Consider the following 492-nt stretch of genomic DNA (forward strand, 5'->3'; position numbering starts at 1 on the left):
CGTCAAAATATTCTCCGAAGAGCGCGAGCGTAATGTTTATGTCATGGTCGATCAGCGCACCAGTATGTTTTTTGGCAGCACAGGGCGAATGAAGTCTGTAGTTGCTGCAGAAATCGCAGCTTTGATTGCTTGGAAAGTCATAGACAGTACCGATCGTGTGGGCGCCATTATCTATAACGACAGTACTGCTCTGCCTATTTCACCGCAACGCAGCGCAAATCACGTACTCAAAATACTCAATGAGATTGCGAGTAAGAATCAGCAGCTCAAAGCGGGAAAGGCTCAAGACACCCAATCCAATTCCTTCGCTAAATTGTTTCATCAAGCGCAGAGGTTGGTTAAGCATGATGGGTTAGTGATCTTGATTACCGATGGCTACGGCTATAACGAGCGTAGCGAAGAGCAAATCAAGGCGCTCTGTCAGCACAACGATGTGGTGTTGTGTCATGTTACCGACCCTCTTGAGCATGATTTAGCCACGCTTAATAAGAT

Annotated in this window: 1 protein-coding gene; it reads left to right on the forward strand. The window is 46.5% G+C overall.

Annotated features, from left to right (window positions below; genetic code table 11):
• A partial coding sequence (locus tag AB4512_RS22635; RefSeq protein ID WP_372175781.1) for a DUF58 domain-containing protein occupies nt 1-492 on the forward strand: 492 nt, incomplete at both ends.

Origin of the sequence: Vibrio sp. 10N.222.52.B7, from assembly GCF_041474275.1 — a bacterium.
Lineage (GTDB): Bacteria > Pseudomonadota > Gammaproteobacteria > Enterobacterales > Vibrionaceae > Vibrio > Vibrio crassostreae_C.